The organism is Paenibacillus sp. V4I3, from assembly GCF_030817215.1.
GTDB lineage: Bacteria > Bacillota > Bacilli > Paenibacillales > NBRC-103111 > Paenibacillus_E.
The window spans coordinates 5,430,119-5,446,973 of record NZ_JAUSZA010000001.1 but is presented as its reverse complement, the minus strand read 5'-3'; the positions used below and the strand labels follow the sequence as shown (position 1 = coordinate 5,446,973).

The following is a 16,855-nucleotide window of genomic DNA, read 5'->3' as shown; positions in this document are numbered from 1 at the left end:
GATTCAGGGATTTGGGAGGTTTTTTGTTTTTCTTGTCTTTTTAACTATTTGTTATTCAAGAAGGGAGTGTATATACTTATGGATAATCGTTTTATATTGTTTGGCCTTCACGAGCTAGAGGGCGTTGGTTGGAAAACGATTCTTCAGCTCCTGAGCCGTTTCCCTGATCCTCACGTACTGTTTGAGCTTTCAGCTGCAGCAATTGCCTCCAAAGGTATCCGAACTTCTATTGCAGAACAAATCGCCACGAGGTTTACACCGACTTTTGTTGAGGAAAAGCTTCAGTTATATAAGAAACAATCCATTCAAATTCTAACGCTTTTGGATGAGGACTATCCTTCGATTCTTAAAGAAATTGCACAACCTCCATGGGTGTTATATGTCAAAGGAAATGTGTCATTATTGAATGGGCGTCTCCTCGGTATGGTAGGAACACGTACCCCTACGCTTTATGGTAAGAAGATTGCTGAGGAGTGGGCAGCTGCCCTCTCGAGAGCAGGATTCGGTGTCGTAAGTGGACTGGCAAGGGGGATTGACAGCAAGGCCCATATTGGTGCATTGCAAGGTAAATCCAAAACGGTCGCTGTTCTTGGATGTGCGATTAATCAAATTTATCCGCGTGAGAATGCATTATTATATCGAAATATAGAACAAGAGGGTGTCATCATTTCTGAATATCCCATAGGCACAGGTATGAGGCCGGGTATGTTCCCGCAGAGGAATCGAATTATAGCAGGATTGTCATTAGGAGTTACGGTTGTGGAAGCAGCAGAAGATAGTGGATCACTGATTACTGTTGAATTTGCCGTGGATGAATCAAGAGATGTATTCGCCATTCCTGGTCCTATTGACTCTAACCAAAGTAGTGGTGTCCACAAGCTTCTAAAGGATGGCGCTAAACTGGTTACCCGTGTTGATGAGATTGTAGAAGATTATAAACATATGTTAAATGCGGAAGATCGGGGTGCCATGAAGAAGCCTTTGCCGACATTTTCGCTAACGGATGAGGAAGGCGAAATCGTTCGAAAGTTGTCGAATGAACCAGTCTCGATTGATGCTCTGTTAGAGGACGGTCAATTTACGTTTGGACATTTGCATGCAGTTCTGTTATCTTTACTAATGAAAAAGGCGATTAAACAGCTTCCGGGTTCTACTTACATACTAGCATAGGCTAATACGAAGCTTTTCTTCTCGCCAATAGACTTTACCTTGAAACCAAGAGGGGAGGAAGGACGATCCATGGCGGATTCTTTAGTCATAGTTGAGTCACCAGCAAAAGCCAAAACCATCGGCAAATATTTGGGAAGTAAATTTATAGTAAAAGCCTCGATGGGTCATATTCGCGACCTTCCGAAAAGCCAAATTGGCGTAGAAGTGGATCGTAACTTTGAGCCTAAATACATAACAATCCGCGGTAAAGGTTCTATACTGAAAGAATTAAAAGATGCAAGTAAAAAAGTGAAGAAAATATATCTGGCGGCGGATCCGGATCGTGAAGGTGAAGCTATTGCCTGGCACTTAGCTCATTATTTGGATGTAGGTCCCGAAGAGCTCTGTCGTGTTGTATTTAACGAAATAACGAAGGATGCGGTAAAAGATGCATTCAAAACGCCGCGTCGAATTAATCAAGATCTCGTTAACGCACAGCAAGCTCGTCGCATATTGGACCGACTCGTTGGTTATAAAATCAGTCCTTTACTTTGGAAGAAAGTAAAAAAAGGATTATCTGCAGGCCGTGTACAGTCGGTTGCGGTTAAATTAATTCAAGACAGAGAGAATGAGATTAAGGCCTTCGAGCCTGAAGAGTATTGGTCGATTACCGTTGTTTTGGATGCTGGTAAAACCGTGTTCGAAGCAAAGTATCACAGCATTAACGGTGAGAAAAAGGAACTGCACTCGCAAGAGGATGTCGATCTGATTTTAGCTGCGATGGGCAGTGATGCTTTTACAGTGAAAGAAGTGAAAGAGAAAGAACGTGGGCGTAATCCTTCTCCTCCTTTCATTACAAGCTCTATGCAGCAGGAAGCGGCGAGGAAACTTAATTTCCGTGCGTCGAAGACCATGTCTGTGGCTCAGCAGTTATATGAAGGAATAGACTTAGGAAAAGAAGGTACGGTTGGTTTGATTACCTACATGCGTACCGATTCAACCCGCATTTCGCCGGTTGCCCAAGAGGAAGCAAAAGATTTTATCTTTAGTAAATATGGTCCTGCCTTCTACCCAGAGACACCACGCCAGTACACGAAGAAAAATGCTAACGCGCAAGACGCGCATGAAGGTATTCGACCTACATCTGTGCTTCGAGAACCTGATCAAATGAAGGCATTTCTCAGTAAAGATCAATATCGTCTGTACAAGCTAGTCTGGGATCGTTTCGTAGCAAGTCAAATGGCTTCAGCCGTCTTGGATACGATGACCATTGATTTAACAGCTGGTGAAACCGTATTTAGAGCGAATGGTTCCAAGATGAAATTTGCTGGATTTATGAAAGTATATGTCGAGAGCAATGATGACGGGACGACAGAAGAAGACAAATTGCTTCCGCCTCTGACCAAGGGGGATTCTTTGCAAAAGCAAAGCGTGGATCCGAAGCAGCACTTTACTCAACCGCCTCCAAGGTATACGGAAGCGCGTTTAGTTAGGGCGTTAGAAGAAATGGGCATTGGGCGTCCGAGTACGTATGCACCGACACTGGAGACGATTCAGAAGCGTGGGTATGTTGCAATCGAAGAGAAGAAATTCGTACCTACAGAGCTTGGTGAATTAGTTATTCAATTAATGCAGGAGTTTTTTCCTGAAATTCTCGATATTGAGTTCACGGCTCATATGGAAGAAGAGCTAGACTTCGTCGAAGAGGGAAAAGAGGACTGGGTTCGAGTTCTGGATACATTCTATACGTCCTTTGAAAAGCGGCTTATATTCGCTGAAGAGGAAATGAAGGAAATCGAAATCCAAGACGAGATTTCGGATGAGATTTGCGAGAAATGCGGGAAACATCTTGTTTATAAAATGGGGCGCTTCGGTAAGTTTCTAGCATGTTCTGGATTCCCAGATTGCCGCAATACGAAACCGATCATCAAAGATATTGGTGTTACATGTCCAACTTGTCATACCGGGAAAATTGTCGAACGCAGAAGCAAAAAGGGCCGAGTTTTCTATGGTTGCGATCAGTACCCAGCCTGTGACTTTGTCTCATGGGATAAACCGGTCAATAAGCCATGTCCTGTTTGCAGCTCGATGATGATCGAGAAAAGAAGCAAGAATGGCGTGAATATTCAATGTACCGGTTGTGATCATAAAGAGGAAGTTAGTGACGATAATTCAGATGATATGAAAGATTAGAGGTGTCCGATTTTGCCAGAATATCCAAGAGTAACAGTCATCGGCGCAGGATTGGCTGGAAGTGAAGCCGCCTGGCAAATTGCCCGTCAGGGCGTGCCTGTTACTTTATACGAAATGCGTAATGTCCGAAAAACCCCAGCACATATAACTGATCAATTTGCTGAACTAGTCTGTAGTAACTCACTACGTTCAAATGGCCTTACCAACGCTGTCGGAGTACTGAAGGAAGAAATGAGACGTATGGATTCGCTCATTCTATCTTGTGCAGATGAGCATGCTGTACCGGCAGGGGGCGCATTAGCTGTTGACCGTGATGGGTTCTCTCAAGCTGTTACAACAACGCTTCGCAACCATCCGCTGATAGAGGTTCGCAATGAGGAAGTTCAAACCTTGCCTGAAGGCATAACGGTAGTTGCCTCAGGTCCATTAACATCACCTGCTCTTTCTGCGGGCCTCAAAGAGCTTATGGGTGAGGAGTACTTGTACTTCTATGATGCAGCAGCTCCGATAGTGGAGAAGGACTCCATTGATATGAATAAGGTGTACCTGGCATCTCGTTATGACAAAGGAGAAGCAGCTTACCTTAACTGTCCTATGACAGAAGAAGAGTTCAATGTTTTCTATGAAGCATTAATAACTGCTGAAGTTGCTGAATTGAAGGAATTCGAGAAAGAAATTTATTTCGAAGGCTGCATGCCCTTAGAAGTTATGGCGAAACGCGGTAGACAAACGGTACTGTTTGGTCCGATGAAACCAGTCGGTTTAATAAATCCACATACAGGTAAGATGCCGCATGCTGTCGTTCAACTCCGTCAAGACAATGCAGCGGGGACTTTGTATAACTTAGTTGGTTTCCAAACCCATTTGAAATGGGGAGAGCAAAAACGGGTATTGTCCTTGATTCCAGGGTTAGAGCAAGCAGAGTTCGTACGCTATGGTGTTATGCATCGCAACACGTTTATAAACTCTCCAAAGCTTCTTGAACCTACTTATCAATTTAAACGTCGTGAAAATCTGTTTTTTGCAGGTCAAATGACGGGTGTAGAAGGATATGTGGAATCTGCGGCTTCCGGTCTGATAGCAGGTATGAATGCGGGGCGTTTAGCTAAAGGGCAGCCTTGTTTGGTTGTACCGGAGGAAACGACTCTAGGTAGTATGGCGAATTACATCACGACAGCTGACTTCAAACATTTTCAGCCGATGAATGCTAATTTCGGTTTACTTCCACAGTTACCCGAACGAATTCGCAATAAAAAAGAAAAATACGAGAAGCTGGCTAATCGAGCTTTAGAGAGTATTCAGAATTTTACGAAAACATATGCGGAGTAGGTTGTAATTGGACTCTTCGCTATGTTACTATAATTATGTTTTGTAGCATTTTTCATTCGTTTCCTCATACATTTACCTCTAGATGCGGTCATTTCTCGAATTGACCTCGCTAGAGGTTTATCTCATTTATGAGACCGAAACCAACGTATAGAGTGACTTTCATGGTGTATGATTCCATTTGAGAGGTGAGAAGAGATGGATCCTAATCAAGCTACGTTTCATGCGACAACAATCTTTGCCATTCGTCATCAAGGTAAGGGAGCTATTGCCGGTGATGGGCAAGTGACATTTGGCAACAGCATGATTATGAAAAGCACGGCCAAAAAAGTTCGGCGTTTACATAGAGGGAAGGTCATCGCTGGTTTTGCTGGTTCTGTTGCCGATGCGATTACACTTTTCGAGAAATTCGAAGGCAAGCTTGAAGAACACCACGGTAATTTGCAGCGTGCTGCGGTAGAGCTTACGAAGGATTGGCGTCAGGATCGCGTTCTGCGACGGCTTGAAGCAATGATGATCGTTATGGATTCAACTGGTTTACTGCTGCTCTCGGGAAATGGTGAAGTTATAGAGCCTGATGACGGTATTTTAGCTATTGGGTCTGGTGGCAGCTTTGCATTAGCTGCAGGAAGAGCGTTGCATCGCCATGCGTCATCGCTAAGTGCTAAGGAAATAGCCCACGCTGCTTTAACAACTGCAGCCGAAATATGTGTGTTTACGAATCATAATATTATTGTGGAAGAGATTGAATAGTTAATGCTTACGATGCAAGTTTTTCTACGGAAAACTCAGTTTACACTTACGATGTTAGTTTTGCTAAAGCAAAACTTTTAGGAGGGGTACCAAAGTGGCAAACAGCTCCCTTACACCTAAACAAATTGTCCAAGAATTGGATCGATACATAGTAGGTCAGAAAAAAGCGAAGAAATCGGTTGCTATTGCTCTGCGAAACCGTTATCGGAGAAACCTCGTGGATGAGGCTATGCGGGATGAAATTGTCCCGAAGAATATACTCATGATCGGGCCTACCGGCGTTGGAAAGACTGAAATTGCGCGCAGACTAGCTAAATTGGTAGGCGCACCATTTATTAAGATAGAGGCCACCAAATTCACAGAAGTCGGCTATGTTGGTCGCGATGTAGAGTCAATGGTGCGTGATCTGATCGAAACTTCCGTACGTATGGTTAAAGCTGAGCGGATGGAAAAGGTGAAAGACCGTGCTGAGAAGCTCGCTAACGAGCGTCTTGTTACCTTGCTGGCGCCGAGCCCTACGCGTTCCAAAACACAGCGTAACCCTCTAGAAATGCTGTTTGGAGGGCAAAACCAACCGGATCAAGAAGAAAGCGCTCCAGATCCTTCACTTGCTGCCAAAAGGGCTCAAATCGCTGAGCAATTGACTAATGGTAAATTAGAGAATGAAGTTGTAGAAATCGAGGTGGAAGACTCTTCACCATCGATGATGGATATGCTAGCTGGTCAAGGCAATGAACAAGCTGGTATGAATATGCAGGAGATGTTCGGCAATCTTCTCCCGAAAAAAATGAAGAAACGCAAGCTGCTTGTAAAGGAAGCTAGGAAAGTGTTAGCTCAAGAAGAAGCACAAAGATTGATTGACATGGATGAAGTGATCCAGGAATCTGTTAACCGCGCCGAACAATCCGGTATTATTTTTATTGATGAAATCGATAAGATCGCTAGTAATAGCCGCGGCGGCACTGGACCAGACATCTCTCGGGAAGGTGTTCAAAGGGACATTTTGCCGATTGTAGAGGGATCGACGGTTGTAACCAAATATGGGCCCGTGAAGACGGACTATGTCTTATTTATTGGTGCAGGTGCTTTCCATATTGCTAAGCCTTCTGATTTAATACCAGAGCTTCAGGGAAGGTTCCCGATTCGAGTTGAGTTAAGTAATTTAACCTTGGAAGACTTTGTTTCTATTTTAAAAGAACCCAAAAATGCATTAACTAAACAATATACAGCATTGTTGCAAACGGAAGGTATAACGGTTGAGTTTGCGGACGAAGCTATTTATGAAATTGCTCGTATCGCGGTTGAAGTTAATCAGAATACAGAGAATATAGGTGCTCGGCGGTTACACACCATTTTAGAAAAATTGCTTGAGGATTTATCATTTGAAGCGCCTGAGATTACTTTGGAGTCCATTGTTATTAATCCGGAATATGTGCGTGAGAAACTCAGTGATATTGTTCAAAACCGAGACTTAAGTCAGTATATCTTATAAAAAAAGAACTATCGCATGGTGAAGTAAGTAGGAGGCAGTTACATGAGTTTATTAAATAAAACAAGAAGGCTAAATCGCTTGCTGCAAAAAGAAGCTGGCAACGCAGTTAGCTTTATGGATATGGCCGAAGTGCTGCGTGATATTGTTATTGCGAATATCTACGTCGTTAGCCGCAAAGGCAAAATTTTAGGATATGCGGTAACGAATGATCCTGTTTCACCCGAAATGAATCAGACCATATTAATTGAACGCAGATTTCCGATGGAGTCCAACAATCTGCTCTTGAAGATTGAGGAAACATCATCAACAGCAGAACCGGACAGTCCATATTTCTATTACACGGAGCAAATGAAAGATATGTTTCCATACACGCATACGACTTTAGTACCAATTATTGGTGGAGGCTCTCGTTTGGGAACGCTCATTTTAAGTCGTAGTGAGGGAACTTTCATTGACGATGACTTAGTTTTGGCTGAATATGGATCTACGGTTATTGCGATGGAAATATTAAGAGAACGTGCCGAAGAAATAGAGGAAGAAGCTAGAAGCAAAGCAGTCGTTCAAGTTGCGATCGGTTCCTTATCTTTTAGTGAAATGGAAGCGGTGGAACATATCTTTGAAGAATTAGACGGTAAGGAAGGTCTTTTGGTAGCGAGCAAAATTGCTGATCGGGTAGGAATTACTCGTTCTGTTATTGTTAATGCACTTCGCAAACTGGAAAGTGCCGGAGTTATTGAAACTCGTTCGCTTGGTATGAAGGGCACTTATATCCGTATTTTAAATGAGCAATTAATACAAAGTATCGAGCAATTAAAAACGAAACTGTAGATAAACACATAGAAAAGCCCTGTCTTGTAAAAGATAGGGCTTTTTTCTTATTGTAAGTTATCGTAATATCTTAGATGATAAGAAAGGTTACCGAATGTTTTACATATTTCTACAATAAGGAGACCATTTCGAATTATTTTATGAAAATAATGTCGAAATAAGAAGGAATCGATAAATGCAATGTTGAAGTATATGTCAAATATTCTATAGACGGGGGGTATAGGAATATGTCTTTGTTAGACAAACCAAGTTGGAACTTGATGGAGCGATCGCTTGATGCATCGACTTTAAGGCAAAAGGTTGTAGCAAACAACGTAGCCAATGCGGATACACCCTTCTTTAAGCGTTCGGATGTCGTGTTCGAAGAACTTTTACAAGGTCAGATGAATTCATCAACACCCTCTATAGAAGGTTATCGGACAGACCCCAGGCATTTCTTAATAGGGAAATCCACAAATCTGCCAAATTCAGAAATAAAAACAGATGATTCGACAGCGATTAACAATAATATGAACAATGTCGATATGGATTATGAAATGTCGTTAATGGCTAAAAACCAACTTAAATACAACGCAATGGTTCAGCAAATGAACAGCGAGTTCAAAAAAATGCGCACAGTCTTAGGAGGGAAGTAATAACCAATGAGGTTAACCAATGGATTTGACATCAGTTCATCGGCACTTACTGCTCAGCGATTAAGAATGGATGTTGTCTCTTCTAATATAGCGAATGCTGATACAACACGTGCTAAGTTCGTAGATGGGAAATGGGTTCCCTATACAAGAAAGTTAGTTGCTTTTGAAACGAAGTCACAGCCCAGCTTTGCGCAGTCGCTTAATTCTGCAATGGCTGATGGTACTGGTGAAGGTGTAAGGGTGAACAAAATTTTTGAAGATAAGTCGCCTTTGAAGCAAGTGTATAACCCAACTCACCCAGATGCGGATGGGAACGGATTCGTTTATATGCCCAATGTCGACGTACTTAAAGAAATGGTTGATATGATCTCTGCTACCAGATCTTATGAAGCGAATGTAACAGCCCTTAATGCAAGTAAATCAATGATAACCAAAGCTTTGGAAATTGGTAGATAACCACTACAGGAGGTTGCATCATGATTGACAAAATAAGTTACAGTCCACTAAACATCATGAGTTCCATTCAACCAAAGGATAACTCCGGTGAAGGGGCTGCTGACCTTGGTAAAAGATTTGGTTCGTTCCTGAATAACGCCATAACAAACTTAAACACGCAACAACAGCAAGTGGACAATTTGAATCAGAGTTTCATCAAAGGTGAGCTTTCCGATGTTCATCAACTGACAATAGCCTCTGAGAAAGCATCGCTAGGACTTGAGTTGACTGTACAAGTCAGAAACAAAGTCCTTGAAGCTTACCAAGAAATGATGAGAATGCAGCTGTGATTGACTTAGATGCTGCTAAATTTTGGTTCGATGAGGTGACAGAGTGAACGAGAACCTGCTCCAGTACTGGGAAAAGGTGAAGCAATATTGGAATCGTTATAGTAGAACTACGAAAATCACTTTTATAGCAACGGTTGTCCTACTGATTCTTACTGCTGCAATTATAAGTATTAATTTATCAAAAACGGAGTATTCACTCGCATTTACTGAATTGCAGCCAAGTGATGCTTCAGCCATCAAGTCCTATCTGGATACCGCAAAGATTCCGTATCATCTTAGCGCTGATGGAAAAAGTATCGAAGTACCAACAAGCGAAGTAGCAAATGTAAAGCTTGGTGTTGAGTCCCAAGGTTTAAATAAGAACGGCTCATTAGGCTTTGGTGCATTTAGCGACAGCAGCTCATTTGGCATTACAGACAACGAATTCAAAGTGAAATACTTGAACGCGATACAAGGCGAGCTTCAACAATTGATTAACGCTAATCAAGCAATCGCTAGTTCAAAAGTTCTCATCTCACTTCCAGAAGAAGGACCTTTCTTACAGCAACAGCAAGAGAAAGCAACGGCTTCTGTTGTCGTGCAAACGAAACAGGGCTATACATTAGATCAAGCAAAGGTTGATACGATTTATAATTTAGTATCACACAGTGTTAAGAATCTCCCTCTAGAGAACATTACAATCTCAGACCAGTATGGACAGAGTCTTGTATCTTCGAAGGTCGGCGGGACTTCATCCACGAGTTTAGTCACTAGTCAAGCGGATATTAATAACCAGTTCCGAAATGATTTACAGAAGAATATCAATACGATGCTGGGTACAATGTTTGGCCGTGACAAAGTGAATGTAAGTGTATTCTCAACAATGAATTTTGATCAAAAGAAAAGCAAAGAGCAGCTTGTCAGCGCTCCGAATCAAGTAGATCAAAAAGGGTTGGAAATTTCTCTACAGGAAGCAAGCGAGTCGTATCAGAACAATGGTGCTGATACAGGTGGAGTACCAGGTACAGGAACTACAGATGTTCCAGGCTATCCAGGGGCGGCCAGTTCAGGCAAGTCTAACTCAGAGAAAAATAATAAGACTGTCAATTATGAAGTCAACCGTATTACGAACGATATTATCTCAACGCCTTATGTTGTGAAAGATTTAAGTATTAATGTAGGGATTGAGCCTCCGGTTAAAGATGATCCCAACTCATTGACGGCTGAGACCAAGGCTGCGGTCCAAAGTGCACTAGTTAACATCGTAAGAACAGCTTTAGCGGATAATAAGGTTACATATACAGACGAGGATTTACAGAAAAAAGTTACAGTATTCGCACATTCTTTCGCTAGACCAACGGACACACTCGCTTCGAAAACCACAACGTACTTGACGTATGCAGGTTTAGCTTTAGCGGCGCTAGCAATTGGATTAATTGCAGGTTTCGCAATTAGAAAACGAAGAAAAGCTGTGCAACAACAATTGGAACAAGAAATGAATATGGCAGCAGGTAAAGCAGAGCTTCCAACGATTGATATCGAAAATGTTACTAATGACAATCAAGTACGCAAGCAACTAGAGACACTTGCCAAAAAGCGACCTGAAGACTTTGTTAATTTGCTTCGTACTTGGTTAGTAGACGAATAGAGGTGCACTTGTATGGCCAAAGCTGCTCTGCAAGGGTTAACCGGACGACAAAAGGCAGCCATTCTTTTGATCAGTTTAGGCCCTGAGGTGTCTGCTCAAATATTTAAACACTTGCGTGAAGAAGAAATTGAGCAGTTAACACTTGAGATTGCGAATGTTAGAAAAGTAGATTCTTATGAAAAAGAAGCCATTTTATCTGAATTTCATCAGATCTGCTTAGCCCAAGAGTTTATTTCTCAAGGTGGTATTGCTTACGCCAAGGATATTTTAGAAAAGGCTTTGGGGTCACAAAAAGCGCTTGATATCATCAATCGTTTGACAGCAACTTTGCAAGTGAGACCTTTCGATTTTGCAAGAAAAGCAGATCCTGCTCAAATTCTAAACTTCATTCAAAATGAGAATTCCCAGACAATCGCTTTGGTATTGTCTTATTTGCAAGCAGATCAAGCTTCGATCATCTTGTCTTCACTACCACAGGAAAAGCAAGCTGATGTTGCTAAGCGTATTGCGCTTATGGATAGCACCTCTCCTGAAGTCATTAGTCAAGTAGAGCGCGTTCTTGAACAAAAGCTATCGTCAACTGTAACTCAGGATTACACAAATGCAGGTGGTATTGCTTCTATCGTTCAAATTCTGAATGGTGTCGATCGGGGTACAGAGCGTACCATTCTCGATTCCCTCGAAATACAGGATCCGGAACTTGCAGAAGAAATTAAGAAGCGGATGTTTGTCTTCGAAGATATTGTCAATATCGACAATCGTTCCATTCAGCGAATTATTCGCGACATTGAGAATGCTGATTTACAGCTTGCTCTTAAAGTTGCAAGCGAAGAAGTTCGCGATGCCTTGTTCAAGAATATGTCCAAACGTATGGCGGATACCTTTAAGGAAGAGATGGAATTTATGGGACCCGTACGTTTACGTGATGTTGAAGAAGCTCAGACCCGGATTGTTGCAACGATTCGCCGCTTAGAAGAATCTGGTGAAATCATCATCGCACGTGGTGGAGGAGATGATATTATTGTCTAATGTCATTAAATCATTTGCTTATTTTCCGTTAGATGATAAGAAATTAGTAGAAACGATTCCACCACTTGAATTATTACGCGCAGGTATGTTAACGGATGAAGCGAATCAATTGACTCCGGAACAGCAGCAGGAACTGACAGAAGCCACAAGTATGAAGGAGCAGATCCTTCAAGACGCTGAGACTTTTGCCCATGAACAAATCGATCAGGCTATGCAGGAGTGTGCTGCGCTCCGAGAACAAACACATGCAGAAATCACGAGTTGGTGGGAGAGCCGCCGTGCTGAAGATGAGGAGCACATCGCGCTATCCAGACAATCAGGATTTGAAGAGGGGTACGAACAAGGGATTGTTCAAGTCGAAGATAACCTCCGACAAGAATACGGTGAGATGTTATCAGAGGCTCGAGCCATTTTGGAACAAGCCTACAAGCTTAAGCAGCAAATCATTCAAGAATCAGAACCTTTCTTAATTGAGCTTAGCACTTCCATCGCTGAGAAAGTAATTGGGCGTCAGTTAACTTTAAATCCAGAATGGGTTATTGATTTAATTCAGATGGTACTTTCACGTAGACGAGAAAAAGGGATTATCGCGCTTTGTGTAGCACCTTCACAGTTTGCGTACATCCAAGATGCACGCGAAGAATTACTAACTTCCATTGATTCTCAAGCGGAATTACAAATTATCCCGGACTCAACGGTACAAGACCGTGGCTGTGTGATACGTTCCTCATTTGGAAGCATTGATGCCAGAATTGATACTCAGTTAAAAGAGATCAAGTCTGCGCTAAGACAATTGGCAACTCAAAGTGAGGTATCCGAGTCATGAGCAGCAAGCTGCCAAATGCTGATAAATACAAGGAGCATCTACATACGATTGATCCCATTCGAGTTAACGGTAAAGTGACGCAGGTAATAGGGCTGACAGTTGAGTCAGAAGGTCCTGATGTGAGCATAGGTGATCTTTGCTACATATATCCGCATAAGTCTAACAAGCCGTTAAAGGCTGAGGTCGTTGGATTTCGCAGCAATAAAGTAATCCTGATGCCGCTCGGTGATTTGGATGCAATAGGCCCTGGATGCGATGTCGTAGGGACCGGAAAGCCGCTTACAGTCCAAGTTGGCCATGAGCTGCTTGGTAAGGTATTGGATGGTTTGGGACAACCCTTAGATGGTTCATTCCTACCCTCTAGAATGGCACAATATTCAACGAATAATGTACCCGGTAACCCGTTAACACGTCCACGCGTTCTGAATCCAATTTCGGTTGGTGTACGCTGTATTGATGGCTTATTAACAATTGGTAAGGGTCAGCGTGTCGGTATTTTCGCAGGTTCTGGTGTAGGTAAAAGTACGTTGATGGGAATGATTGCCCGTAATACATCCGCTGATGTCAACGTAATTGCACTTATTGGTGAGCGTGGTAGAGAGGTTCTAGACTTTATCGAAAGAGATTTAGGTCCTGAAGGACTTGCTAGATCCGTTGTGATTGTTGCAACGTCGGATCAACCCGCTTTGATCCGAATCAAAGGTGCAATGATTGCAACTAGCATTGCCGAGTATTTCCGAGATCGCGGCTTAAATGTCATGATGATGATGGATTCAGTTACTCGTTTTGCTATGGCGCAGCGTGAAGTCGGACTTGCTGTTGGAGAACCTCCAGCCACACGTGGTTACACGCCTTCGGTTTTTGCAATGCTTCCGCGGCTTCTAGAGCGTTCAGGTACGGGACCAAAGGGCTCCATTACCGCTTTTTATACCGTGCTTGTAGATGGAGATGACATGAATGAGCCTATCGCTGATGCAGTGCGAGGTATTTTGGACGGACATATTGTCCTAAATCGCAGCATTGCTAATAAGGGTCACTACCCAGCCATCGATGTTTTATCCAGCGTAAGCCGAGTTATGAAAGAAATTGTTCCTACTGAACACATGGAAGCAGCAGATCAATTGAAGCGACTTCTTTCTATATATAAAGATTCGGAAGATCTTATCAATATAGGGGCATACCAAAAAGGTTCTAACCCAAATATTGATATCGCTTTGGAGAATATCGAGGCAATATGGGATTTTACGAAGCAAAAAACCAATGAGAAGTTAACATTTGAAGAAGCTCAAGAACGTTTGATTCATGAATTTTATAAGGGATGAGGGTCCTGAATGAATTTTCGTTATTCTTTCCAGCAAATTGTCGATTTGAAAAACAATGAACGAACACAGGCAGAGTGGATTCTGTCTGAGGCAATGGGGCAACTAAGGAACGAAGAAACGAGCTTGCATGGATTGTTTGAGCAAAAAGATAGCCTTCATAATGAAATGGCAAATGAATCTAGCAGTTCGGTATCCATCTCTAAGATGCTGTTGATGCAAAATTACATGAATCATGTTGATCAACAGATCGCCCGCAAGCATTTGGATGTGCAGCAAGCACAGCATGTTGTACTCAAAAAGCAGGAACATCTTTCGGAAAGAATGATTGATGAGAAGGTTTGGTCGAAGGCAAGGGAAAAGGCTTACAACCAATTTCAATCTTTTGTCGCCAAAAAAGAGCAAGAAGCTCTAGATGAAATGGCCACCAACCGTTTCAGACGACTAACGTATTGAGGAAGGTAAAGGAGGGAAGAGGAGATGGCCGATACAAGCATAGAGGGTGCATCTTATAGTGCACTGGAACGATTTCTGATATGGTTTGTCATCCCCTTTGTGTTTACGGCAGTTTTGCTCTTCGTACTGTTGTCAATTTTTGATTATGATATCAAGAGCAGTATACAGAAGGCGCTGCACAATACACCGGTCATTGGGACAATCATCCCTGCTCCCAAAGAAAAAGCAGTAGTGACCAGTGATGGTAAGGTACCGACTTCTGAGCAAAGCATTAAGATTAAAGATGAAGAGATTACGAAGCTAAATGCAAGAATTGCTGAACTTCAATCGGCTTTGCAAAAAGCTGACTCGACAACCGAGCAGAAGGATCTTTCACTGAAGGATGCTCAGGCGAAGTTAACCGAACTGGAAGAGAAGCTGAAGAATAAGACGCAAACCGAAGAAGAATACAATAATCAAATTACGCAACTTGCGAATATGTATGCAAAAATGAATCCAAGTAAAGCTGCCCCTATTATTGAAGCCTTGACACCTAAAGAAATGGTACTTGTATTTTCAATGATGAAAGCAGATAGTCGTGGAGCAATTCTTGAAAAAATGGATCCGACTAAAGCAGCTGAGGCTTCTATTGGGGTTAAGGATGTTGTTCCAGCTCGTGATAAACAAATCGCTGCCTTACAAGAGAGATTGTCAACGAATGGAGCGAAAGACTCGACCAAGACCGCAACATCCGTAAGTAAAACAGATTTAGGGCAAACTTTTGCCAACATGACGCCGAAAAGTGCTTCGAATGTACTACTGGAAATGAATAAATCTAATCCTGACAAAGTGTTAGCTATTCTCAGTGGGATGGATAACGCTTCTCGTTCTAAAGTAATGTCTTCTTTGTCAGACGCAAATAAAGAAATCGCAGCTTCAATTACAGCTAAACTTGTTCAGTAATGTCATTGATTTCACGAAGGGAGGTGAAAAAAATGGACGTACAAATGTCAACAGTACCTACGGGAAACAATGCTGCTTCAACAGCAACAGGTAAAGCAAGTACGACTGAAACGGCTACCAAAGACACTACTTTTAATCAAGTATTAGATGGTCAAATTGGACAAGAGAGTGCTTCTGATGATCTAAATGTTTCCGATCCAGCTCTTTCTCTGAACATGCTGCTTCAAATGCTGCAAAGTTTAGTATTGCCGCTTCAAGGTGCCGCAGTACAGGAGATTGAGCAAGGAACGGGAGATCAACCTCTATCAGAAATGCTTTTGGAGGCAATGAACAGTAATCCTGCGCTTGCTGAACAATTATTACAAGATCCCAATGTAAAGAAGTGGTTCGAAGATGCTGAGCAGTTGTTAAGTACACTTGGCGATGCACAATCTAACGCGGCTTTCACACTACCGAATGGATTGAATCTTCAGCCAGCAGATACATTAAACTTACAGGCTCAGAATACTTTGCTTACACTGACAACTTTATCTAAACAGCAGCCCGATAATCCTATTTTGAAGTTTTTGAACCAGGACTTAATTAGCACCATAGGGCCTTTGCTTCCAGAATTAATGGCGACTTTGAAGGGACCAACATCAATAACTGATGCAGCTACGAATGCACCCAAGGCTACTGAAGGTTTGGTAGATGAAAGTAAGAGTGATACCGCATCTGTTAACAGAGCTAATCATGTTAAAAAGGCAAATAAACCTGGTGTTGAGCAGAAGATTGATGTTGATTCATTTACACTCGTGCAACCAACAAAGTCCAAGCTTGAGCTCTTAGCAATTAAAAATGTACTTCACGCACCAGTTGTCGAATCTACTACAGCGTCCGAAGAATCATTTGTAGCCCTAGTTGATTTGCCGACTGAAGATGCTCCAGCAACGAATTCCATTGTTACGATCGGTGATCTGCAGAAAGCGCAACAGGCTGCTATTCCAGTTGATAAAGTGCCAGCAACAACAATCAATGCGGCTAATTTTACAGAAGAAATGACAGAGCATGTGTTGAAGAACATGAAGATAACGATGGCTGGCGGTTTTTCTGAAGCTAAATTATCTTTATTCCCTAAAAATCTCGGTCATATTGATGTAAGAATATCGATGCAGGATGGACAACTGGTAGCTCAATTTGCAGCTGATTCCTTAGCAGGTAAGCAGATGTTGGAAAGTCAGCTTCCGCAGTTAAGACAAGCTCTTCAAACACAAGGTTTGCAAGTTGAGAAGCTTGAGGTCACTCAAAATCAAAACATGCAATCCAGTATGTTCCAAGATCAACGTCAACAGCAAACATTTGGTCAATCTCAGCGTCAAAGCAAAAATGGTTCAAGTAACTATGATGAAGATTCAATTGATTTTAATCAAGAAATAGAAAATATAGCTCAAATACGAACGACAGTTAATGGTAACTCCTTCGATGTTATTGCCTAAAGGCAATCTATGTGAAGCAG

The 16,855-nt window shown here is 42.2% G+C and carries 16 protein-coding genes; all 16 read left to right on the top strand.

Going from position 1 to position 16,855, the window contains the following annotated elements; genetic code table 11:
* The first annotated feature begins 78 nt into the window (after positions 1–78).
* The 16 genes from dprA (at position 79) to QFZ77_RS25150 (ending at position 16,835) form a co-directional block, all read left to right on the top strand.
* The gene (dprA, locus tag QFZ77_RS25225; RefSeq protein WP_307443529.1) at positions 79–1,170 is read left to right on the top strand and encodes a DNA-processing protein DprA; all 1,092 of its coding nucleotides are present in this window, start codon (positions 79–81) and stop codon (positions 1,168–1,170) included.
* 69 nt (positions 1,171–1,239) lie between these two features.
* Complete coding sequence (gene topA, locus QFZ77_RS25220) at positions 1,240–3,342, top strand: type I DNA topoisomerase (protein ID WP_307443528.1); 2,103 nt, start codon at positions 1,240–1,242, stop codon at positions 3,340–3,342.
* 12 nt (positions 3,343–3,354) lie between these two features.
* Positions 3,355–4,671: an FADH(2)-oxidizing methylenetetrahydrofolate--tRNA-(uracil(54)-C(5))-methyltransferase TrmFO gene (gene trmFO, locus QFZ77_RS25215; RefSeq protein WP_307443527.1), complete on the top strand. Its 1,317-nt coding sequence runs from the start codon at positions 3,355–3,357 to the stop codon at positions 4,669–4,671.
* Between the two features lie 195 nt (positions 4,672–4,866).
* Complete coding sequence (hslV, locus tag QFZ77_RS25210) at positions 4,867–5,421, top strand: ATP-dependent protease subunit HslV (protein WP_047672807.1); 555 nt, start codon at positions 4,867–4,869, stop codon at positions 5,419–5,421.
* 94 nt (positions 5,422–5,515) lie between these two features.
* The gene (gene hslU / locus QFZ77_RS25205) at positions 5,516–6,913 is read left to right on the top strand and encodes an ATP-dependent protease ATPase subunit HslU (protein WP_307443524.1); all 1,398 of its coding nucleotides are present in this window, start codon (positions 5,516–5,518) and stop codon (positions 6,911–6,913) included.
* A 42-nt stretch (positions 6,914–6,955) separates the two neighbouring features.
* Positions 6,956–7,741, top strand: a complete 786-nt coding sequence (gene codY / locus QFZ77_RS25200; RefSeq protein WP_029195350.1) for a GTP-sensing pleiotropic transcriptional regulator CodY — start codon at positions 6,956–6,958, stop codon at positions 7,739–7,741.
* Between the two features lie 227 nt (positions 7,742–7,968).
* Positions 7,969–8,376: a flagellar basal body rod protein FlgB gene (flgB, locus tag QFZ77_RS25195; RefSeq protein ID WP_307443521.1), complete on the top strand. Its 408-nt coding sequence runs from the start codon at positions 7,969–7,971 to the stop codon at positions 8,374–8,376.
* A gap of 6 nt (positions 8,377–8,382) precedes the next feature.
* The gene (flgC, locus tag QFZ77_RS25190) at positions 8,383–8,832 is read left to right on the top strand and encodes a flagellar basal body rod protein FlgC (RefSeq protein WP_171648834.1); all 450 of its coding nucleotides are present in this window, start codon (positions 8,383–8,385) and stop codon (positions 8,830–8,832) included.
* Positions 8,833–8,852: 20 nt separating this feature from the next.
* The gene (gene fliE / locus QFZ77_RS25185; protein WP_173185921.1) at positions 8,853–9,161 is read left to right on the top strand and encodes a flagellar hook-basal body complex protein FliE; all 309 of its coding nucleotides are present in this window, start codon (positions 8,853–8,855) and stop codon (positions 9,159–9,161) included.
* Between the two features lie 43 nt (positions 9,162–9,204).
* On the top strand, positions 9,205–10,788 hold the full coding sequence (gene fliF, locus QFZ77_RS25180) for a flagellar basal-body MS-ring/collar protein FliF (protein WP_307443519.1): 1,584 nt from the start codon (positions 9,205–9,207) through the stop codon (positions 10,786–10,788).
* A gap of 12 nt (positions 10,789–10,800) precedes the next feature.
* The gene (gene fliG / locus QFZ77_RS25175; RefSeq protein WP_171648839.1) at positions 10,801–11,817 is read left to right on the top strand and encodes a flagellar motor switch protein FliG; all 1,017 of its coding nucleotides are present in this window, start codon (positions 10,801–10,803) and stop codon (positions 11,815–11,817) included.
* On the top strand, positions 11,801–12,643 hold the full coding sequence (locus QFZ77_RS25170) for a FliH/SctL family protein (RefSeq protein WP_373462657.1): 843 nt from the start codon (positions 11,801–11,803) through the stop codon (positions 12,641–12,643). Before fliG ends, QFZ77_RS25170 begins: the two co-directional genes overlap by 17 nt.
* Positions 12,640–13,965, top strand: a complete 1,326-nt coding sequence (gene fliI / locus QFZ77_RS25165) for a flagellar protein export ATPase FliI (protein WP_307443516.1) — start codon at positions 12,640–12,642, stop codon at positions 13,963–13,965. Before QFZ77_RS25170 ends, fliI begins: the two co-directional genes overlap by 4 nt.
* A gap of 9 nt (positions 13,966–13,974) precedes the next feature.
* Positions 13,975–14,418 carry a flagellar export protein FliJ gene (gene fliJ / locus QFZ77_RS25160; RefSeq protein ID WP_307443514.1) on the top strand — a complete coding sequence of 148 codons (444 nt, stop codon included), beginning with the start codon at positions 13,975–13,977 and terminating at the stop codon, positions 14,416–14,418.
* Between the two features lie 24 nt (positions 14,419–14,442).
* Entirely contained in the window at positions 14,443–15,360 is a 918-nt protein-coding gene (locus tag QFZ77_RS25155) for a hypothetical protein (RefSeq protein ID WP_307443512.1), read from the top strand.
* A gap of 32 nt (positions 15,361–15,392) precedes the next feature.
* Positions 15,393–16,835, top strand: coding sequence for a flagellar hook-length control protein FliK (locus QFZ77_RS25150; protein WP_307443510.1), 1,443 nt, complete (start codon positions 15,393–15,395; stop codon positions 16,833–16,835).
* Positions 16,836–16,855 lie beyond the last annotated feature (20 nt).